Origin of the sequence: Legionella rubrilucens (genome assembly GCF_001468125.1) — a bacterium.
In the GTDB taxonomy this organism is placed as follows: Bacteria; Pseudomonadota; Gammaproteobacteria; order Legionellales; family Legionellaceae; genus Legionella_C; species Legionella_C rubrilucens.
Genome location: NZ_LNYT01000020.1, coordinates 517462 through 537216 on the forward strand (window position 1 = coordinate 517462; position 19755 = coordinate 537216).

Below are 19755 nucleotides of genomic sequence, written 5' to 3' on the forward strand. Positions count from 1 at the left end.
TATGCTTTCTTACACAATTTTAATTTTTTCAATAAAATTTGTGCTACATTAATTTTTATTAATAACAAAACAAGGAAGAAAAAAATGAATGGAAATAATCAAGATTTTTCTCAAAAAAACAACTCAAGAAGCCACGAAGAAACGCCAATACAAAGAGCTGCAAAAGATCTCCTTGATGACGGAAAAAAATTAGCAAATGAAGTTTATGAACAAGGGATGAATAAAGTCAACGAAGCTGGCACCAATGTGAAACAATACACCGATGATTTGCTGGTTAGAGTGAAAGAAAATCCTTTGACTTCCATACTGATTGCAGGGGGTATCGGCTTTTTATTGTCTTCATTTTTGAAAAATAAATGAAACTGTTAACCGAGTTGGAAGGCTTTATTACCGGCAAAATTAGCCTGGTGAAAACGCTGGTTTCGCTGATCAGGCTTGAAGCCCGATTAGCGGGACAGAGCGTTTATCCTCTCCTGTTAAATGCCTGTCTCTTACTGACGTTGCTGATTTCAACCTGGGCAACAGTGGCGGTATTAATCGGGTACGGGCTTTTATTGGTGTCTGGAAGTCTGATTGTCACGCTGATGCTGATTCTTTTGATTCATCTTGCCCTATTAGCCCTGTCAGCTGGACGATTGAAAACGAACCTGCACCGCATGAGTTTTGCCAGGACCAGGCATTATCTGAATGCGCCTAAGGATAAACCCCATGCACGAATCCCGCAAAAAACTGATTGAACAGATTGCCCATCAGGAAGCCGCTCTTTATCGTTGTTATGATAAGGTACTTGCACATAAGCAGTACTTAAGTTCGGTGATTGAGCGTCAGGAGAGCCTCATCGTTTTGCTGGTCATCCCGTTACTCTGGGGATGGCGGCAAGGCCGGGTGCATCAGGGGTTTCGTCAATTGTTGCGTCTCACCATGTCAACTCTTCTGGTGCAGGCTGCCGCTTTGTTCAGAAGAAAACTGGTGCAGGTTGCCAGACGAAGCCTGGTTTACACTCCGCCTGATGTTGGCAAGCCCTAACAAACCAGTTAATCTGAATACTCCTCAATCCGCTAATTAAAAAGGACTCAATGATGCGACTGATTAACAACATTGGTTTTATTCTTCTTGCCGTTTATTTAATTATCGTAGCCATCATTGCGATTGTACCCGGCGTGATGATTCCATCGTTTATTGTGGGTGTGATTGCTCTGGCAGCAGCGATTTTTATATTAATTGGCCGGTAGACTTAGCCGCATGCCGTTCTGGTGGTTAGTCACCTGGCATTGACAACGGGCTGCCGGGCTGTACTTTGCCCGCGTGTTGTGAACGCCATTTGAGTTTAATCACCAGCCCCACTCCCAGGCAGGCGATCAGAGAGAACAATGGCCAGGCATAGCTGTAGATGGAGTGGGCATTAATCAGCGCATCCATGCCCGCATGACCGCAATAAGTATAAATGACTTCGCCCGGTGCAAGGAATATCAGGGTGGTCAGTAAATAATGGCTCAAACGGATTCGGGTCATCCCCAAGCCATAATTCACCAGATTAAAAGGAACAAGAGGAACCAAGCGCAGCAGGGCCACAAACTGCCAGCCCCGCTTTTCAACCCCTTGAATCAGCCTGTTGTGACGCAGTCCTTTTTTATGGGCAAGCCAGTCATTGGCTAAATAACGGCTGATGCAGAAAGCACAACCGGCACCTAAGGTTGCACCGGTAAGATTTAAAAAGGTACCCATCACCGGACCAAACAGGGCACCGCCAGCTAAAGTAAGTACCATGGTTGGCAAAAAAAGGAGGGTAGCCAAGCAATAGATGAGAAGAAAAAACAAAGGTCCAAGCCATCCAAGATTCTTAATCTGGTTCAGCAGGAACGGAGCGTGCTGTTGGAAACTGCAGGCACAAGCAACAAAAACCACCAGGATAAAAACGATGAATACGCTTCTCATTAACCAGCATGGCGAGGCAACATGCTGCACACTTTATTACAGTCGGGCCATTTGAGCAAGGTGTTAAATTATCTTCTTGCTTCGATCCTGCAGGTAATCAGCAGGTAAGTGGGAAATTTTAGCCGAATGCGCAAAAAATTGCGGCGAGGGACTGGCCAACTGTTTTGGGGAAGGCTTTAAGTCCCGGGGGCAGTCATGGATTAGTTTTCCTATCTGTTGATGCCATTCCTGGTATTGATTGTCTGTCAAGTAAACCTGAAGGTCGACAAGAACAGCATTGGCCTCGCGTAAGGCGTCTAAATCGTGTGGATTGATTTTCTCAAGCGCCACGACAAAGGCATTAACCGCGGTCAGCGAATCACGATATTCCTGTTGGAACTGGTTACTGCTTCCGGCCAAAGAAGCATTTAATTTGTATTGCCTCACTTTTTCCATAGTCCATTCTTCATCTCCCGGTTCAAAAGCGCCCAAGGTGCTTTTTTCCCATTGGCACAATGCTTTCTGCCTTAACTGGATTTGCTTCTCCAGGGCGGCCTTAAGGTTATCACTCAGGTAATTTTTGAATTGGGCGATGAACGAGTGTGCCTTGTCGAACGTGTCAGGGCGACTTTTCGGATGGTCAATTAACTGGATGAGACGATTTAAAAGGATAGCAGAGGCCTCATTTTCTTCTTTAGCCCGATGGTTCTTTGAAGCATTCAGGAGTCTCGTAAACTGCTCCTCAATCTGTTTTTCAAGTTCAGCGGGGTGATAACAGAAGTCGGTTATTTCATGGGACGGCAGGTCCTCTGTACCATAAATAGCCACCTCCCCTAAAACATACTTTAAATCCGCCACGATAGTTGGACAAAACGGGGTAACCCGTTTCACTATCCAGCTGATGATAAAAGGGCTAGGGTTTTTGATTTGAACGTACATTTGTTTGATACGGCGTGCGTTGAGCAAGGCCATTTCCGGGCTGATGATCGCGCCCAGGATAATCTCGACAGCATAACGTTCGGCATGTTGGAAATCATAACCGTTGATTGGGAATATAGGTATGGTAGGAGTAAACGGGTCAAGGCCTGAAAGATAAGTATTGTAAGCGGCAGGAATAATAGCGGGTTTCCCCAGTATTTTACCGATTAACCGAAAGGTTTCTGCCCCCTCGTGTCCTTTGTGCCAGGTGTGCTCCGATTTTTGATCGGCATTTTGGCAATAAGTTGCCAGTAACTGTTCCGCTCCCTGTCTGGCCAGGTGCTTTAAAAAAGGATGCTGTACCGGTTTGATGTAGTCGAGAATGTCCTCAAGCATTTGCATGTAAGATGAACCATCGCCCTTGGCTACCGAAAACCTGCTATTCAGTTCACGGTTCTGTTTGGTGTTGGTTCCCAGCAGTGGTTCAATTTGTTCCTGGAGGTAGCGTTTTTTGTTGATATAAACAGTTAATAACAAGTTAATGGGTGACTCGCTGCGGGTTTCAGACCACAATTTAAATAACTCTCCAAAAAAATCAATCGGCTGTTTTCCTTTGCCTAAGAGTAAATGCGCCGATGAATTTTTGGTACTCAACGAGGTGGGAAGCGAGGGGATAGCGCTTGATAAAATTAACAGGAGTTGAATGGTATACACTGGCGTGGCGCTGTGTTTTACAAACAAGTCCATGACTGTTTTTGCCCAGAGATGCTGCTCAATGAATTCATACGAATTCGGCATCTCTTTCGGATCGCTTTGGTAGAGGCTGTAGAAATAACTCAAGGTGTTTAAAGGTTGATGCTGATAGAGTTTTTCAAGCAGATGATAGTAAACCAAGGGGTCCACGCTGGTTTTAATTAAATCCAGACGCTTAAAGAGAGGGGCTAATTCTTTTTGGTCGGTGGTTTCCGAGATGGCGTCCAATTGGTGATCAAGAGCCAGCAGGGCTGCACGGGGATGATGCAGCAGAGCCTGTTCAAACTCAGACTCGGTCATGAAGACTTCGCTCTTAGTCAAAACTTCGCTCTTAGTCAAAACTTCGTTCTTGGTCAAGACTTCGTCTTTGGTCAAGACTTCGTCTTTGGTCAAGACTTCGTCTTTGGTCAAGACTTCGTCTTTGGTCAAGGCTTCGTCTTTGGTCAAGACTTCGTCTTTGGTCGATTCTTCAAAAGCAACGACCCCCAATGCAGGAGAGGTGTGCATCAGGGGCTCTTGGACTTGACGGGTGATTTGTTGCTCCGTCGGTGATTGGTCAGAAAAGGAAGTCTCAAGCGTCGCATAAGTCTCCGTATGAGGCGTGGTGTCTGCCTTATAGGACAGGGTTTGCTCCATCCTGAGGTGGTCTGTCTGTACGCCCGCTGGGGAGAGAAGGTCACGCTCATCCAGAATATTAAATTGTTCGAGCAAGGGTGCTTCCAGTAAGGCTTGTCTTAATGCTGAGCCCTTAAAAAAACGCCAACCAGCCGGCAAAAAATAAGTCAACCAGTCCAGTGCCCATTGAAAGTGAGGTTCCCAGGTGAATCCCTGCTGGTGATTGTCACTTAATAACTCCGCCCGTTTCTTTACAAAAGTATGGTATTTTTCCTCAACTTTGTCCTGATCACCGAGCGTGGCCAGACTAATTAATTGATTCTTTATCTCTATTCGACGGGTAGGGACGTTGGCAATTTTTTGCTTCCATAGCCTCAGAAGCTCTTTTTTCTGGATAAGGTTCATCGTGCGTTAGAAATGTTCAATTCGATTTAATTATATTAACCCAAATCGCGATTAGTCATTGTAAAGTTATTGTAAGGCTTTGCATCATTTGCTTAAGTGTCTGCTTACTGCCGGGCGCGCATTGCAATTTTTTTTAAAAAACAGTTGGAAAATTAATAAAACCTTAATATTGTAGAGTTAGTCTATTTGTAAGAATTACTGCAGGAGCTATGCATGATCAATAGCACGCAAAAAATGTTAAGCCGTATGAGCCATACTGAAGCAAATCAAAAAGCAGTATCGTCTGAGTTGGATTGTGCAGCAAAAACCCAGGCAGAAGCACAGTCGCCTACTCTGGCTGATTTCATGAATTGCCTCACGAAGAAGGACAATTACGATCTGACGCCTTTTTCCTGATTGCCGTTTCTCTTGAATTATCAATCCTGAGCGATATACTTGATATATCCCGGATAATAATGAGGTTTTTATGGCAGGCGGTTTTTCTCCTACTTCTCATTGGCGTGACTCAGCGAGAAGTGCCCGCTTTTTTATCGTCGATGCCCGCGCCGCCTTTCCCATTTTTCTTTTTCTTATGCATATTCGCGTGTGGACAGCCGTTCTGGTGTTGATATCCGCCGTTTTTTTTGGTGTGATTGAGCATTATGGCTTCACAGTCCCTGTTTTTTTACGCTGGCTCAGGAGTTTTGCGGCTGGCCGGGTCAAATCCTCCCAACCCTGGTGGCGATAAATGGAAACCGATATTCGTAAAAGCATGGCCTTGATTGCCGCCGGCATGAATGCCAAATTCTACTTAAATGATCGTTTTGTCAGCTTTGAAGAGGTTTTTTCTGACACGGGTTTGTTGCCTGCCATTGCCCGTCGGGCTGATCAGCTGTGTTCGCTGTGTTTAGGTTATGGGTTGGGGGCGACATTTGACGAAGCGGAAAATGCCCTGCTTGGCATTCGCGTCACATTTGACGAAGTGACACCCAATGCTCTAAGGTTACTGTGTATGACGGATGTCGTGAATGAACTCATTCAGGGCGGTCCAAGCCGGGATTACACGCCGTTGGACGAGTTAATGTATGACTAGGACGCGGTCATTAAAAAAATAGAAAAAAAGCAGCGTTGTTAAGATTTCCTTAAGGGCAAATCTGTTAATCTGTAAGCATCAAGTTTTAGGAGTGACAACATGGCAAACGAAAATAATAGTCGCGCTTCCACTTTGGGGCTGTTTTCTACTCCTAAGCCGCAGGCATCAACCCACAAAACGATAAACCCCGCAGAAGTAGCCGGGTACTGTCATGAGGGTTTAAATGATGCAGAAAAAATGAAAGGTCCGATAGAAAAGATTATCGCCATGCGTCCCAATACCAGTAATGTCGAGGCTTTAAGACGGGTTGACATGATGAGCAGCGCCTTCCTCACAGCGGCCAATAATCTTAAAGCGCTTGAAAAACAGGACCAACTGGGACACAGGGAAGAAGAAACCAGTTCTTCAAGCTTACGCTACAATCCCTGATTCCAATCTTTTACAGCATTCACTCACTAATCCCCGTGAATGCTGTTATACTTTGCAGTACTCTTCCAAATAAGAAAAAAGCATTTTGCTAACCTTGCCGTATGAGAGACGATGACGTTCAGGAACAAATAGACATTCTTATAAAGACCCTCAATGAAGCGATTGATAATGGTCCCTGGGAGGATTCTAATTTTTTACGGGTTGTCGGCAAAAATTTACGGGAAATCCGTGATAATTTCATTCGGCAGGTGGGGTTAAATCCCGAAGAAAAATTAAAGTCTGCCGTCAATGCGCTGCAGCGCAACCTGCACAACGATCAACAATTGGTTTTCGTCAGTCTCTACTCCAGTGAAGGTCAGAATTTGCAGTCCTGGGAACGAATCATCGCCAATCTGCAGCGCCAGATTATTTCGCGTCCTATTTATGCTGACGAAGCAGATATCGTTAATCTCATGAAGTCGAAAGAGAAAAAAATCAACGAGGCCTATGTGGCGATTTTTATCAACCAAAGTGATTTGTTGATCCTGCCACCTGATAAAACCCCGTTGGATAAACTGGGACGGCCGTTGATTACACTCAAAGACAAAGCCATTAATCTTGATAATATCGTCCGTTTTGTTCATTTTTCCGGCGTCTATACTTATCTCAAAGGGCGGCTTATTAAAAATCCTGCAACAGAATCAGACAGATAGTCGCACCCGGCTTAAAGTATGTATATACTTGGACTAGGTAATTTTTATTTCTGACTTCAATGGCTCAGCAAGCACAGCAGCAAGGCGGCAGTGGCGATAATTCAATGGCTCCGGTCTGGATTATGATCCTGCTTTTTGTTACTGCCTACATTATTTGGGCAACGGGGCATCAGTACATTGTTGCCTTCGTGTTTAAATTAAATATCTGGCAGGCGAAGCTGGTTTCATTTTTTATTACCGACAAGACCCTGCAGAATAATATTTATCTGATGCAAACACTGGACCCGGCCTCAGTTGACTGGAATCGCTTTCTTGAACTGACCGGCAGCGTGGGTGATTATATCCGTTATCCCGTGGTGGTGATTCTGGTACTCCTCGCTATTTTTCTGTACCAATCCAACATCACCTTAAAATTTCGCCGTGCACATGATATGAAATCCCTGCGGGCGCAGGAGCAGCATAACTGGCCGGCCATTATGCCGGTGGTGAAGGAGGATTTGGTTTCGCAGGATTTGAATAAAGGGCCCTGGGCGATGGCACTGACACCCATGGAGTTTGCCCGCAAATACCAGTTATTAAAAAAAGACGATGCCATATTGGATAATCCTGTACCGGGTCAGGAAATGACGGCTGGTATAAGGCGGGGCGATGCCAAACGGGTTTTTACCCTGCAGTTGGGCCCCTATTTTGACGGCTTCGATCGTTGCCCCCAGCATGCCATGGCTCTGGCGGCTGTTTTCATGGCCCGCATGAATCGGGACAGGGGAGCGGGTGCTGCCATTCTTGAAGGCATTGATAAAGGCAGTTCGGAGGGGAAGATTGATTTTTCCATTGCCAAACCCGTGATTAAAAAATACCTGAATTCAGAACTGGTGCAGGAAGTGTTGGCCAAGCATGCCTATCTTCTGACGGTTATGGCCTCCTTATTGCAGGAAGCTCGGGAAGACGGGGTGGTGCCAAGCTCGGAATTTTTATGGTTGAAGCCCATTGATCGGCGATTATGGTATATGCTTAATTGTGTAGGCCGACAAACTCCTTTTTCCGAAGTCGCAGGCCCGTTTGCTCATTGGCGCGCGGAACAGGCGATGGGAAGACGCTCACTGGTCCCCATGATAGACGAAGCGATTAAAGCACTTGAAGTGGCCGTGAAAGAGGTCAAACTGTCGCCGAAAGAATTGCAGGAATTAAAACCATGATGCGCGGTATTGATACACGACATGAAATAGATCCTTCGCAGTTGCTCCGGGATACGCGAACCATGGGGCAGCGGATAGCGGATTTTTTTGCTGATCCCAGCAATATCTCCATTGTCCTGATTTCCCTGGCTGCCGTCGGGTATTACATTTCTCAGGCCGCAAGCCTTATTCTGATTTTGGGCGGCATCAGTTTCCTCTACAGCTATACCCGCAAACAGATGCTGCCTTTCCGCCTGCCCAGAATTGCGCGGGTCAAAGATTACAATGACTTAAAACCCGGCATCAAAACGCCCAACATTGCCCGCGGCATTGCGTTTTTTGGCAATGACCGGAAAACAAACGAGGAATTGTGGTTTGCCAACGAAGACCTGCGTACCCATGCCCTGATTTTCGGATCCACCGGTAGCGGTAAAACGGAAGCCCTGGTCTCTTTAGCCTTTAATGCCCTGGTGCAAGCCAGCGGTTTTATTTATGTCGATGGGAAAGGGGATAACTCTCTCTATGCCAAAGTATTCTCCATGGTTCGCAGCATGGGGCGTGAAGATGATTTATTATTGATCAACTTCATGACCGGTGCGCGTGACATTGTGGGCCCGCAGGAAAAGCGTCTGTCCAATACCCTCAATCCATTTTGTCAGGGGTCATCCAGCATGCTGACCCAATTGGTCGTGAGCCTCATGGGTTCCTCCGGGCAATCGTCCGATGGGGATATGTGGAAAGGCCGTGCCATCAGCTTCGTGGAAGCCTTGATGAAGCTGCTGGTGTACATGCGTGATGAAGGCGCTATTCTGCTCGACGCCAATACTATCCGTAACTATTTTGACTTAACCCGTCTTGAAGCGATTGTCATTGATAAGGTTTTCCCTCGCGATGAACAGGAAAGCGTTAACATAGAATCCGTTCCCAAGCTGGTGACCGATCCGCTGCGTAACTACCTGTTCAACCTCCCGGGTTACAACAAGGAGAAAAAGGGTAAACAGGTTTCGCAGGTGCTGGAGCAGCACGGCTTTATTACCATGCAGTTAGTGCGGGTGTTTTCTTCACTGGCCGATACTTACGGACATATTATCCGCACCAACCTCGCGGAAGTGGATTTCAAGGATGTGGTTTTAAACCGTCGTATTCTGGTGGTGCTGTTGCCGGCGCTTGAAAAATCGCCGGATGAATTGGCTAACCTGGGTAAAGTGATCGTTTCTTCCCTTAAAGCCATGATGGCAGCCGGTTTGGGGGAGGAAGTGGAAGGGGATTACCGGGATGTTATCGAACGTAAACCAACCAATTCCCCGACACCCTACATGTGCATACTCGATGAGTACGGTTATTATGCGGTGCAGGGGTTTGCTGTGGTGCCAGCCCAGGCGCGTTCATTAGGTTTCTCAGCCATTTTTGCCGGGCAGGATTTGCCAGCTTTCCAGAAAGCCTCTAAAGAAGAGGCGGCTTCCATCGGTGCAAACACCAACATCAAGATCTGCATGAAGCTTGAAGATCCGACAGAAACCTGGGACTTCTTTACCAAGACGGCGGGTGAAGCCTACGTCACCAAGGTGGATTCCTTCCAGACGAAGGATACCAGTTTCTCCAACAGTTACATGGATACCAAAAGCTCATCCTATGAGAAACGAGCCCGTATTGATTTGCTGGATCTCAAAGAGCAAACCGAGGGTGAGGCCCACATCTTTTTCAAATCCAAAATTGTACGTGCCCGGATGTTTTATGCCAATCCCAAACCGGTTAAACAGTTAAAACTGAATCAATTCCTGAAGGTGGAGCCGCCACCGGATGATTACCTGGCTAAACTGCAAAAACAATTGTCCAGTTTCCAGCGGGTGCTGGACAGTGGTGATTTGAGCATTAAAAAAGAAGTGGAAAACGAAGAGATTTCACTCATTACCAGGGCCCTGCGCGAATCCAACGTCGTGGAACCCATTGAGCGCGGCGTCAGTGCCCTGTTGGCATTCCACGGCTACAATGAACCGGAACCGGTGGAAGAACTCATCGAGGAAGAAGAGGAAGGGGTTCTTACCATTTTCAGTAAATTGCGCCGCAGCGCGAATGCCTTACCGCTCCTGGTCAAAGATGTCGAGCAATTTTCTCAGCCCTTATTGCCCATCAATGAAACGCGGAATTACCTGTCCATTATTGAACGGGTGAGTGGGGCGAAGGATAAATATTCAGGCACCGTGGCCAATGAATTAATTAAAGACTTCCAGATGGCAACAAGTTATCCGCCGGCCGAACGTGATGAGGTTTCAGCTCCGATTCTCGCCGAAATGGCCCTTTCGCTTACGGAGAAGATCATCAGTGAGCGCGAAAAGGCAAACAATACTGAGTCCACAGAATAACGGTAACACCGTTCTGAAATTCCCCCTATTGCTACCAAATATTGATCATCAGGGTTTAAATTTGACCACAAATCCTGTCCCCGCCCTGTTTTTTCAGGAAGTGCTTGTAACGCAATGATTTGTATGTTTTTATTTGATAAGACTCAATCAATCCATACATGAAAAGAGGGCTATAGTGAGATTTTGGCGTGTGACCTCAAAAGCCTTTTTAACCGGGCAGGCTGTTTTGTTTGGTGTGCTGCTGTTATCGAGCTGCCAGCGCGGTGGCAATTATCAGCCCCTGGAGGAAGACGTCTACCGTCTCCCTAAAAAAGTAGCAGGAACATCCGATTATGCCGTGATAACCATGCAGAAGAATTTCAATAAACGCGGCGTTAAAGTCATTACTATCGGCTCCGACTATTTAGTCAGTATCCCTTCAGCCGCGCTCTTTGCTGATCAATCGCCTCGCATTCGCTGGGAATCCTATGCTTTGTTGAATCAAGTGGTGCTATTTCTAAAACAATTCAGAAAAGTCGGCGTCAATGTAACCAGCTACAGCAGCCAGTATGTATCTTCACGCCGCGAACAGGCTTTGACGCTGGCGAGGGCCAGAGTTGTGGCTAATTACCTCTGGTCTCAGGGTATTGACAGCCGTTTCATATTCACGGAAGGGGCGGGGAGCGACAAACCGGTTGTCTCATTTTATCAGGGAGGAGACAAATCACCCAACTCCAGAATTGAAATTACATTCAGAGATGCAATTGTTTAGAGGATAAGATGCCACAAGATGCGTTAATGGCCGTTCATGTTCGCAATGAATATTACCGTAAAGGCCACCGAAAGGTCATGGGGATTCTTTTGGTTTCGTTAGCGATTAATCTTCTGCTGGCATTCCTGTTAATCTGGATTGTCAACAACCCTCCGGCACCACGCTACTTCCCAACCAGTTTAAACGGGCGAGTCATGCCTCTTTTTCCTTTAAATCAGCCTAATCAATCCGATGATGCGATGCTGGCCTGGGCAGGGCAGGCGGCTGTGGCGGCGTTCAGTTATAATTTTGTCAATTACCGCGAGGAATTACAGGCTTCGTCCGGATTTTTTACCGCCGATGGCTGGCGTTTGTTTTTACAGGCATTGGAAGAATCGAATAACCTCGATGCCGTGCAGGCTAAAAAACTCATTGTTTCTGCCGCCGCGATAAGTCCGCCGACGATTTTGCGTAAAGGACTTGTAAATGATCGATTCACCTGGCGCGTGCAGATTCCGATTCTGGTAACCTACCAGAGCGTGACTGAATATACACAACAAGCCAATATGGTGAGCATGTTGGTTACACGCGTATCCACATTGAACTCTCCGCGTGGTATTGGTATATCCCAATTTGTGGTTAGCCCTTTAAGCAGTTAAAGAAAATGGGCAGGAATATCGGATTTCGCTTTACAGCGAGCAGGGGTGGATGATAAATCTATAGTTGCATTCCTTCGGGAAAATGAGCCATCATGTTGCTGAAAAATAAGTAAATCAAGAAGTCATGGTTTAATGGGGAAAAAATGAGTCGAGAGACTTGGTTGTCAATAAAAAATTCCAAATCATTCTACGTCTCAAGCTACAGGCGTGCCTGTACTATGGTTATTGGTTCCCTGGTAATCAATCTGGCTTTGATTAGCGGGATTTACTACGCCTATTTTAATCAGCCCGAGCGAGAATACTATGCCTCAAACGGGGTAACGCCGCCTGTCAAGCTGTCACCGCGGGACACCCCTAATGATTCATCAGTCGCATTATTGCCGCCGGATCCTGTTAACGACCAGCCCGTTAAAGTGATACCGGAATAAGACGAGGAAGATATGGCTCAACAAGAGTTAAAAGAAGTCCGCTTTCAGGAGAAGTTTGCACGAGATGGGCAGCAGAAATTGATGTTTGCCCTGCTGGTTGCTGTGGCTGTTATTTTTATTATTGGCTCCATGCTCGCTTACATTGTCACGCACCCGCCTGAACCGAAATACTTTTCAACCAGTATTAATGGCCGTATTACTCCGTTGACTGCCTTAAATGAGCCGAACCAGTCGGATTCCGCTGTTTTACAATGGGCAAACCAGGCAGCTATTGCGGCATTTACCTATAACTTTGTCAATTACCGGGATGAACTGGAATCAACCTCGGGCTTTTTTACAACCGATGGCTGGCAGCAGTTTCTTCAGGCCCTGCAGGATTCCAATATTCTTGATCAGGTCAAGGCAAAAAAATTGATTGTTTCCGCCGTAGCGACACGGGCCCCGATTATTTTACAAAAAGGCGTTTTAAGCGGCCGCTTCTCATGGCGCGTGCAAATGCCGATTTTGGTTACCTATCAGAGTGCGAGCGAATTTTTTCAGCAAAACAATGTGGTCACTATGCTCATTACGCGGATTTCAACGCTTGATTCGCCTCGTGGAATTGGTATTGCACAATTTGTTGTAGGACAAGCCAGCGGTGGAGTAACCTGATGGAAAAAACAAAAGTTTTACTTCAGTGGGTCAGTCTATCCGGTCTTTTGGCAGTCAATGCCTTGACCGTTGCCCCCTATGCTGCCGATCAGACTGATTCGGCTCAACAGGCTTTGCAACAATTGCGATTACTGCAACAACGCTTGTCTCAGACTGATCAGGGCAATCAGGCCGGCCTGCCGGAAGGCGGACAGGCTGTTCAGGGCGGTCAGGCGGGCAATCGGCCGCCGATGACCACCACAACCACCGCAGCGGCTAATCAGGGGCAGACACCGCCGCAGCAAAACAATCCACAGGATCCAACGATCACGGCTAACGACAAGGAGTTAATCGATACCAAGGCGTTTGAAGGGGTTACCCGGCAGTTGTTTCCTTTAACCCCTGAACAGATTGTGCGTTTGAAGCAGATTTACGAAGCCTCGGAATTTGCGGAAGCTTCCCCGGCGGGAACCCCGCCCAAGCCGACGGCCACGTCCCAGTTTGTGAATTTATCGCCAGGTTCAACTCCGCCCGTGATTCGTCTGTCGCAGGGCTTTGTCTCTTCCCTGGTTTTTTTAGATTCCACGGGGGCTCCCTGGCCTATCAGCGCTTACGACCTGGGCGATCCGACAGCGTTTAATATTCAGTGGGACAAAACCAGCAACACCCTGATGATTCAAGCACAAAAACTCTATAACTATGGTAATTTGGCCGTCCGTTTAAAAGGACTCAATACCCCGGTCATGCTGACATTAATCCCCGGACAGAAAGCAGTGGATTACCGTGTGGATTTACGTGTTCAGGGCTATGGCCCTAATGCCAACAACACGCCGATTGAAGAAGGAATACCCCCAAGCGCCAATGATGTTCTGCTGCATGTGCTGGATGGCGTTCCTCCACAGGGCAGTCAACGGTTAACCGTCAGCGGCGGGGATGCCAGAGCCTGGCTGTTAGGCGATAAAATGTTTGTGCGGACCAATTTGACTATTTTATCCCCAGGGTGGATCAGCAGCATGACCAGCGCCGATGGCATGCATGCCTACGAGATGCAGAAGTCGCCTGTATTATTAGTGTCCTGGCATGGGAAAGTCATGCAACTCAAGGTAGAAGGGTTATAGCAATGGCAGGAAAAAAAGAAAATCTGAAAGCGCTGTTCACCAACACCCGATCCAGGGTCATTATTATATTCACTTCCCTGCTTTTGGTGATAGCCGTCGTGGTTGGACTGGTCAAATTCACCTCGTCAACGGATGTCGGGCCTCTGGGAACCTCCACCGTGACCAGTGCACCAGGAAACATTCAATCCATTCCGGGCGCGCTCGATCCCACAGCGCAATATGCCAAGCTGCAGCAGATACAGAACGTCACCCAGGCTGAAACTGCGCTTAAAAGCGGCGGAAGCGCAATTCCTACCATCATTCGCACTCAGGAACTAGGAGCGGGAGTGCAATCGGTCGGTCCTCAGCAGGGCGAAGGCAGTGTCGGGTTTTCTACCTTAGCCCGTGAAGAAGAGGGCGGACCACAACAAAGCCTGTGGCTGCAGGATCTGAAAAACAGCAATTGCAGCAAGGCCACCGTTCAGCAAGTGGTTAGTCAGGGCGCGGCTATGACTGATCTGAAGCGCGCCTGTACCTGTACTCAGTTAAAAGACAATGGCTATCAGATTGGCGATCTGGAACCCGTGTGTTCCTGTAAAGAATTACGAGCGGCTGGATACAATGCCCGTCAATTAAAAGACGCGGGCTACAGTGCGGCCCGCTTGCGTGCCTGCGGGTTTGATGCCTGCGAATTACGCAACGCCGGCTTTACTGCTCAGGAAATGAAAGATGCCGGTTTCAGTGACGGCGAATTGAAAGGCGCCGGCTTTTCGGATGACGACATTGCCCGGGCCAGCGGTTTGCCAGAAGGAATAACCGAGGCGGACGTTCGCAATGCCGGATGTCAGGTCGCCGCTTTGCAGAAACTCAGGGCAGCCGGTGTCAGTGCCGCCGCCATTCGCCGCATCAGCGGTTGCAGTGCTGCGCAACTGAAAGCCGCAGGCTATACTGCGGCAGAATTACGGAATGCCGGTTTCAGTGCCGCAGAGTTAAAAAATGCAGGCTTTACGGCGGCCGAGTTAAAAGCCGCTGGTTTCAGCGCCAGGGATTTGCTCAATGCTGGCTTTACTCCCGATGATTTGGCGAAAGCGGGTTTTACCCCGGCTCAAATCATGGCGGCTGAATCGGAATTGCCCCCCGGCATCACGCCGGACGACGTCAAAAAAGCCGGCTGCGATGTGGAAGCATTGCGCAAGGAGCGGCTGGCGGGTGTCAGCGCCAAATTAATCAGGCAGTACGCCGGCTGCAGTGCAAAAGCACTGAAAGAAGCGGGTTTCACCGACAATGATTTGGCCAATGCCGGATTTACCCCGGCTCAAATCAGTGCGGCAAATCCACTGGACGATAATGCCATTCGTGCAGCCGGTTGTGATCCGGATAAGTTAAAAGCCTTATTCAATCAGGGTGTCTCCGCCAAACGCATCAAGGAATTAAACGGTTGCAGTGCAGCGGCTTTAAAGGCAGCCGGTTATGACGCCAAAGCCCTGCTGGATGCGGGCTTTACACCTCAGGAACTGCTGGCCGCCGGATTTACACCGCAGGAGATTAAACAGGCGGCTGCCTCCTCCGATGAGGCGATCCGTGCTGCAGGCTGCGATCCCGCAAAACTGCGTCAACTGTTCGAAGCCGGCGTTTCTGCCAAGCGTATTCGTGAATTAAACGGCTGCAGCGCTGCGGCGCTCAAGGCGGCCGGCTTTGATGCCAAAGCGCTGTCAGACGCCGGTTTTACCCCTCAGGAATTACTGGCTGCCGGATTTACTCCTCAGCAGTTGGCCGCGGCAGGCATCGACCCCTCTGCAATCATTGCCGCAGGACGCACTGCCGATTGCAGCGTCGCCTCTTTGCAGGCTGCACGGGCGGCCGGAGTCTCTGCCGCTACCATTAAGCAAACACTGGGATGCAGTGCCGCTGCAATGAAAGCCGCAGGGTATACAGCCGCGGAACTTCGTGCAGCCGGTTATACGGCAGCGGAACTTAAAAACGCTGGTTTTACAGCGGCTGAATTGAAAGCCGCCGGGTTCTCTGCGAAGGAATTGCGCGCAGCCGGTTTCACCGCGCAACAATTAAAAGACGCTGGTTTCAGCGCCAGTCAATTGCGTGATGCTGGATTCAGTGCGGCGGAATTAAAAAATGCAGGCTTCACTGCTGCTCAATTGAAGGCCGCAGGATACAGTGCCAGGGAGCTTAAAGACGCCGGTTTCAGCCCTGAAGAATTAATGAAGGCGGGCTTTTCTGCCAAGGAGTTGAAAGAGGCCGGTTTTACCGCGGCGCAATTACGACGGGCCGGTTTTACTAATGATCAATTGAAAAACGCGGGCTTTACTGCGTCTGAGTTGGGAACAGGCACGGATACCGGGGCGCAACTTCCGGGTCTTGAAGGAATAACACAACCAGGACTGTCGTCCACCATGGTTGGCCTGCCCGGAGGACAGGGCCGTCCCCAGACTGCTGCCTCGGTGGAGGCCGCCAATGCGCAACAGTTGCAGGCCATTCTCAAGAAGCAAAACGAGCAATTAGCCGATCAACGCTACCAGCAGCAGATTCAGCAACGTACCTCGGAAATGCTGTCTGTGGCTAACCAGTCGTTACAGACCTGGCAAAAAATCGGTGTGCAGGTTTATACCGGCGGCGAAGAGGAAGACAAAAAAGAAGCCGCACAGGCGGGTTTAGCCGGTTTTGGCCCGAATCAGGCAGGGGCTTCCGCCATTCCTCAGGCCACCACCGCAACAGGACCCGCGCCAAAAGCATTGATCAAGACCGGCGATATTCTGTTTGCGGTACTCGATACCTCGATTAACAGCGATGAGCCCGGGCCGATTCTTGCAACCATTGTATCCGGACGTTTTAAAGGGGCGAAGCTTATTGGCAGTTTTAACCTGCCCAGCAATTCGGACAAGATGGTTATCAGTTTTAATACCATGTCCGTTCCTGGCGCAGCAAAAACCACTTCCATCAGTGCCTTTGCCATTGACCCCAACACAGCGCGAACGGCTTTATCAAGCCGCACCAATCACCATTACCTGCTGCGTTATGGTTCGCTGTTCGCCTCCTCTTTCCTCGAAGGCTTCGGAAATGCCTTCCAATCGGCCAATACGACTGTAACCATTGGCGGTACTGGAGGCGGCGATAACATTACGATTCAGAATGGCGTAGGGCGTTCAGCACTGGAGAACGCAGTCATTGGTCTGGCCACCCTGGGTAAGCAATGGGGGCAGGTCGCGCAGCAGCAATTTAACCGTCCAACAACGGTTGAGGTATTTTCTGGAACAGGGTTGGGTATATTATTTACTCAGGATTTAACCTCCCTTTAACGTGAAGAGAAGGTAAGAAATGGTTGATAATAATCAAAACAATGATGAATATCAGTTTGCTGATTTGGATGTGGTCAATCCGGATGGCGGTGATGATGATTTAGAAGCCATGCGCGCTGAAGGCGAGCAGCGGGCTCCTAAAAAAGATGTCCGCAAAAACGCATTGATTGTGATTGCTTTGATTGTGGTCGCCATGATTATTTACAAATTCATGGGAGCCATGTTTTCCAGAAAACCGGAGCCTGTGACGCCGACACAAACGGTGACAACACCGGTGACGCCAACGCCTGTTACGCCGGTGGTTACTCAACCGACGCCGTCTAGCCTGACTCCTGTTCCTACCCAACCCCAACCGACGGCCGCGGTGTCTGATGAGATCAACCAGAAATTGTCCGCGCTTGAATTGGCACAGCAGGGCATGCGTTCGGAAATCACAACCATCAACAATCAGTTGAATGGCCTTTCAGGCAATGTAAACGATTTAAGTAATAAAATTGCGGCCTTAAGTCAATCCGTCAGTTTATTGGCGGCCAAAGTTGAGCAACAATCCCAGCAAATTGCGGTATTAACGGTTCGGACCAAACCGAAACCAGTTCCGCACGTGGTGCGAAAAGTAACCCCTCGACCAGTCTATTATATTCAGGCAGTGATTCCCGGCCGGGCGTGGTTAATTGCCACAAATGGGTCTACACTTACGGTAAGAGAGGGTTCTGTTATAGCAGGGTATGGAACTGTAAAGCTGATTGATGCGACCCAGGGACGAGTGGTTATGAGTACTGGTCAGATCATTCGATTTAGCCAGCAAGACAGTTGAGACGAATATGGCTAACCAATCAATTACGAACTGGATTACAAGCCAGGCCGATATTCTAAACAATATCGCCTCCAACCTTGCTCCTGTTCAGAGACTATTAACCGGTGCGGCCTATCTGATAGGCTTGTCCTTTGCCTTTAAGGCCATATATAGTTTAAAGGTGTATGGTGAAGCCAGAACGATGATGTCTTCCAATACCAGTGTGAAGGAGCCTGTGGTTTATTTTATTGTCGCGGCGGTATTTATTTATTTCCCGACGGCCATGGACGTGATGCTCATGACCACGTTTGGAAATACCAACATTCTGGCCTATGCCAATGCCAGCGCCAATCAAAGCACCAATGCGCTTTTTGGCAGCGGCAGTCCTGTCGCCTGGGCCTTGAGGATCATTATTCAGACCATCGGCCTGGCAGCCTTTATACGAGGCTGGGTGCTTATTGCCCGCTCAGCTTCGCAGGGACAACCGCCTGGCGGTACGGGCAAAGGATTAATGCATGTGTTTGGCGGGATTCTTGCAATTAATATTGTGGGAACGGTTAATGTCATTAATGCAACAATTTATGGTTCATAATTTTAAATGTGTTTAAACAGGAGAGATGAAAGTGAATACCCCAGCGAAAAGAAACAGTTATATTAATTACGCTGTGATGGCGACCGTGTTTTTGTGCCTAGGCATAGCAGGGGACGCCATGGCAGCATCGAGTCAGTCGATTGGCGGCATGGCTTCGACCATTTATGGTTCATTCGGGCAATTGGCGAAATTAATCACTGCCGGTTCTTACCTGGCTGGTCTGGGTTTTTCGGTGGGTGCCATTATGAAGTTCAAACAGCATAAAGATAACCCAACCCAAATCCCAATCGGTACACCGATTGCTCTGGTGTTTATTGCCGCGGCGCTTCTCTTCCTGCCCACTATCCTCGGTGTGGCTGGTGTGACCATGTTCGGTGGCTCTGGTGGTACAACAGCCGGTCCTACTGGTACTGTATTCACCAGCAGTGGCGGTTAATCTTAAGTAAACAGTAACATCGCGGTTAAATCAGGAAGCCCAGTGCTTCCTGATTTATAATGAAAGCAAACAGGCAAGATTGATGGTTATGAATCAGGAACAAAGCAAGCTTAAATTAGTAGCGAGTGCTGGAGCCTGGCGCTTGTATTCAGCCAGAAAGGCGGATGAGCGTTTTCGTGCTTTTGAACAAAAAGTTTTTCAGCGCGATCGCTATACCTGTCAATTTTGTGGATTTCAGGCGAGGCTATTCCAGGAAGTGGTTAATCTGGATAATGATTACACCAACAACCGCTTATCCAACCTGGTTACCGCTTGTTGTTTTTGCGCTCAATGTTTCTTTATTGAATCGGTGGGAGTGGGCGGTTATGGCGGCGGTACTCTGATTTATCTCCCGGAATTGTCGCAGACCGAACTGAACAGTTTGTGTCATGTGCTTTTCTGCGCGATTACCAATGATACCGGTTACAAGAGCAGTGCCCAGAATATCTATCGCAGTTTTAAATTCAGATCCCAGATTGTTGAAGAAAAATTTGGGGAAGGGACCAGTGATCCAGCCATATTTGGCCAGCTGATCATTGACTCCGGCGCTACCGCGCCAGAGACATTGGATAAACTTTTTAATAATATTCGGCTTCTGCCTTCAAGGGCCAAGTTCCGCAAGCAGATTGAACGCTGGGCGGCCAGTGCACTTGAAGAGATTACGGAGTCGAGCTGATTGTTCATGTTCAATAGTAACAATGACT

The 19755-nt window shown here is 48.3% G+C and carries 23 protein-coding genes; 21 read left to right on the forward strand and 2 right to left on the reverse strand.

The features are described from left to right. Positions 1-84 precede the first annotated feature (84 nt). From Lrub_RS10105 to Lrub_RS14825, 4 genes are read left to right on the forward strand one after another with little or no spacing between them, the layout of a single operon-like run. Positions 85-360 (forward strand): hypothetical protein, encoded by a 276-nt coding sequence (locus Lrub_RS10105; RefSeq protein WP_058531983.1) that lies wholly within the window; start codon positions 85-87, stop codon positions 358-360. Then, positions 357-737 (forward strand): hypothetical protein, encoded by a 381-nt coding sequence (locus tag Lrub_RS10110; protein WP_058531984.1) that lies wholly within the window; start codon positions 357-359, stop codon positions 735-737. The genes Lrub_RS10105 and Lrub_RS10110 overlap by 4 nt, the downstream gene beginning before the upstream one ends. Further along, on the forward strand, positions 709-1026 hold the full coding sequence (locus Lrub_RS10115; protein WP_058531985.1) for a hypothetical protein: 318 nt from the start codon (positions 709-711) through the stop codon (positions 1024-1026). The genes Lrub_RS10110 and Lrub_RS10115 overlap by 29 nt, the downstream gene beginning before the upstream one ends. Before the next feature lie 50 nt (positions 1027-1076). Continuing rightward, positions 1077-1232: a hypothetical protein gene (locus Lrub_RS14825; RefSeq protein WP_156413042.1), complete on the forward strand. Its 156-nt coding sequence runs from the start codon at positions 1077-1079 to the stop codon at positions 1230-1232. A 25-nt stretch (positions 1233-1257) separates the two neighbouring features. Here Lrub_RS14825 and Lrub_RS10120 read toward each other — a convergent pair whose 3' ends face one another. Further along, the gene (locus Lrub_RS10120; protein ID WP_058531986.1) at positions 1258-1935 is read right to left on the reverse strand and encodes a TVP38/TMEM64 family protein; all 678 of its coding nucleotides are present in this window, start codon (positions 1933-1935) and stop codon (positions 1258-1260) included. Positions 1936-1998: 63 nt separating this feature from the next. Continuing rightward, positions 1999-4605 carry a hypothetical protein gene (locus Lrub_RS10125; protein ID WP_058531987.1) on the reverse strand — a complete coding sequence of 869 codons (2607 nt, stop codon included), beginning with the start codon at positions 4603-4605 and terminating at the stop codon, positions 1999-2001. A 213-nt stretch (positions 4606-4818) separates the two neighbouring features. Here Lrub_RS10125 and Lrub_RS10130 point away from each other — a divergent pair, with 213 nt between their 5' ends. The 17 genes from Lrub_RS10130 to icmJ all read left to right on the forward strand — a co-directional run bounded on the left by Lrub_RS10130 (position 4819) and on the right by icmJ (position 19727). Next, positions 4819-5001, forward strand: coding sequence for a hypothetical protein (locus Lrub_RS10130; protein WP_058531988.1), 183 nt, complete (start codon positions 4819-4821; stop codon positions 4999-5001). A gap of 70 nt (positions 5002-5071) precedes the next feature. Next, positions 5072-5332, forward strand: coding sequence for an IcmT/TraK family protein (gene icmT / locus Lrub_RS10135; protein ID WP_058531989.1), 261 nt, complete (start codon positions 5072-5074; stop codon positions 5330-5332). After that, complete coding sequence (locus tag Lrub_RS10140; protein ID WP_058531990.1) at positions 5333-5677, forward strand: type IV secretion IcmS family protein; 345 nt, start codon at positions 5333-5335, stop codon at positions 5675-5677. It begins immediately after the preceding gene. Between the two features lie 99 nt (positions 5678-5776). Continuing rightward, complete coding sequence (locus tag Lrub_RS10145) at positions 5777-6106, forward strand: hypothetical protein (protein WP_058531991.1); 330 nt, start codon at positions 5777-5779, stop codon at positions 6104-6106. Positions 6107-6207: 101 nt separating this feature from the next. Beyond that, the gene (gene icmQ / locus Lrub_RS10150; RefSeq protein ID WP_058531992.1) at positions 6208-6798 is read left to right on the forward strand and encodes a Dot/Icm secretion system protein IcmQ; all 591 of its coding nucleotides are present in this window, start codon (positions 6208-6210) and stop codon (positions 6796-6798) included. A 59-nt stretch (positions 6799-6857) separates the two neighbouring features. After that, on the forward strand, positions 6858-7994 hold the full coding sequence (gene icmP, locus Lrub_RS10155; protein ID WP_058531993.1) for a type IVB secretion system coupling complex protein DotM/IcmP: 1137 nt from the start codon (positions 6858-6860) through the stop codon (positions 7992-7994). Continuing rightward, positions 7991-10336, forward strand: coding sequence for a TraM recognition domain-containing protein (locus Lrub_RS10160; RefSeq protein WP_058531994.1), 2346 nt, complete (start codon positions 7991-7993; stop codon positions 10334-10336). The genes icmP and Lrub_RS10160 overlap by 4 nt, the downstream gene beginning before the upstream one ends. A 190-nt stretch (positions 10337-10526) precedes the next feature. Continuing rightward, positions 10527-11087 carry a type IVB secretion system protein IcmN/DotK gene (gene icmN, locus Lrub_RS10165; RefSeq protein WP_058532279.1) on the forward strand — a complete coding sequence of 187 codons (561 nt, stop codon included), beginning with the start codon at positions 10527-10529 and terminating at the stop codon, positions 11085-11087. A gap of 8 nt (positions 11088-11095) precedes the next feature. Then, a complete protein-coding gene (locus tag Lrub_RS10170; protein ID WP_058531995.1) occupies positions 11096-11725 on the forward strand; it encodes a type IVB secretion system apparatus protein IcmL/DotI in 630 nt (209 codons plus the stop codon). Between the two features lie 143 nt (positions 11726-11868). Continuing rightward, positions 11869-12153 carry a type IVB secretion system protein IcmM/DotJ gene (gene icmM / locus Lrub_RS10175; protein WP_058531996.1) on the forward strand — a complete coding sequence of 95 codons (285 nt, stop codon included), beginning with the start codon at positions 11869-11871 and terminating at the stop codon, positions 12151-12153. Positions 12154-12165: 12 nt separating this feature from the next. Then, positions 12166-12804, forward strand: coding sequence for a type IVB secretion system apparatus protein IcmL/DotI (locus tag Lrub_RS10180; RefSeq protein WP_058531997.1), 639 nt, complete (start codon positions 12166-12168; stop codon positions 12802-12804). Next, on the forward strand, positions 12804-13901 hold the full coding sequence (locus Lrub_RS10185) for a DotH/IcmK family type IV secretion protein (RefSeq protein WP_058531998.1): 1098 nt from the start codon (positions 12804-12806) through the stop codon (positions 13899-13901). The genes Lrub_RS10180 and Lrub_RS10185 overlap by 1 nt, the downstream gene beginning before the upstream one ends. Positions 13902-13903: 2 nt before the next feature. Next, complete coding sequence (gene dotG / locus Lrub_RS10190) at positions 13904-17191, forward strand: type IVB secretion system protein DotG/IcmE (RefSeq protein WP_058531999.1); 3288 nt, start codon at positions 13904-13906, stop codon at positions 17189-17191. Positions 17192-17210: 19 nt separating this feature from the next. Further along, a complete protein-coding gene (gene icmG, locus Lrub_RS10195) occupies positions 17211-18005 on the forward strand; it encodes a type IVB secretion system protein IcmG/DotF (protein WP_058532000.1) in 795 nt (264 codons plus the stop codon). A 7-nt stretch (positions 18006-18012) separates the two neighbouring features. Continuing rightward, a complete protein-coding gene (locus tag Lrub_RS10200; RefSeq protein ID WP_058532001.1) occupies positions 18013-18576 on the forward strand; it encodes a hypothetical protein in 564 nt (187 codons plus the stop codon). Between the two features lie 76 nt (positions 18577-18652). Next, positions 18653-19012 carry a hypothetical protein gene (locus Lrub_RS10205; protein ID WP_058532280.1) on the forward strand — a complete coding sequence of 120 codons (360 nt, stop codon included), beginning with the start codon at positions 18653-18655 and terminating at the stop codon, positions 19010-19012. Between the two features lie 82 nt (positions 19013-19094). Further along, a complete protein-coding gene (gene icmJ / locus Lrub_RS10210) occupies positions 19095-19727 on the forward strand; it encodes a type IVB secretion system protein IcmJDotN (RefSeq protein ID WP_058532002.1) in 633 nt (210 codons plus the stop codon). Positions 19728-19755: the final 28 nt, after the last annotated feature.